Origin of the sequence: Rhodococcus sp. T7 (genome assembly GCF_009872365.1) — a bacterium.
GTDB lineage: Bacteria > Actinomycetota > Actinomycetes > Mycobacteriales > Mycobacteriaceae > Rhodococcus_F.
In genome coordinates, this window is sequence record NZ_WXYH01000273.1 from 1 (window position 1) to 849 (window position 849).

At 66.5% G+C, this 849-nt stretch carries 2 protein-coding genes; one reads left to right on the forward strand and one right to left on the reverse strand.

The features are described 5' to 3' along the window. Positions 1 to 198: citrate/2-methylcitrate synthase (locus MLGJGCBP_RS22860; protein ID WP_328799583.1), on the forward strand; the 198-nt coding region annotated here is incomplete at its 5' end. Positions 199 to 761: 563 nt separating this feature from the next. On the opposite strand, the gene MLGJGCBP_RS51975 is transcribed toward MLGJGCBP_RS22860, so the two are convergent. Beyond that, positions 762 to 849 (reverse strand): hypothetical protein (locus tag MLGJGCBP_RS51975; RefSeq protein WP_236581294.1); only part of this gene is annotated, 88 nt, incomplete at its 5' end.

The following is an 849-nucleotide window of genomic DNA, read 5'->3' on the forward strand; positions in this document are numbered from 1 at the left end:
ATCCTCGACTTCGCCGAGGTCCCGGCGCACATGATGCCCGCGATGTTCACGTGTGGCCGCACCGCAGGCTGGTGCGCTCACATCCTCGAGCAGAAGCGTCTCGGCAAACTCGTCCGCCCCGCCGCCATCTACACCGGACCCGCACCCCGCACCCCCGAATCCGTCGAGGGCTGGGACCACATCCCCCACACCAGCTGACCACTCGACATCCTCACTCGCGAAAAACCAGCACGAGCAGGTGTACGCCGACGTCCGGTTCCGCCATAGCACGCCAGTCGAAAAACAGTTGGTCAGCGGACAAGATCTTGTATTCGATTGTCCCACTGAGAATCTAAATTCGCGGGCGGACCGGCATCGCGGGTCAGGAAGCGGGCGATGACGAATCGGCGCCGCACCACAGCAATGTTCCGGCCGTGCACGGTGGCGTACCGGTTGAGGCGGTCGGTGATACTCGCCCGCACCGCCTGCGGGGACCGCGACACCGGGCTCACCGGTCGGCCGTCCTCGCCGACCGGGCCGTCCGGCCGGATCCGATCGTGCTGGTGTCATCCATGGCCTGGTGGGTGGGCACGGATGCGTCGGCGCCGGTGTGACTGCCGCTGGCGGTGGGCTGCCCGAGGGCGGCGAGCGACTGCATCAGCGCATCCCGCGCCTGCGGTGACTCGGCCACCGCCTTCAGCAGGGCGGCAACGTCCAGTTGTACGGCATCCGGCGCGGCCGCAGTAGCGGTGGTGATTGAACTCGGGATCTCGAGTTCATACTCAGGTTTCTCGCAGGAACGCCCGTAGTCGGTCGAGCACCAGCTCGGGTCGTTGATCGACAATCCAGTGACCGGCGTCGTCGACCGTC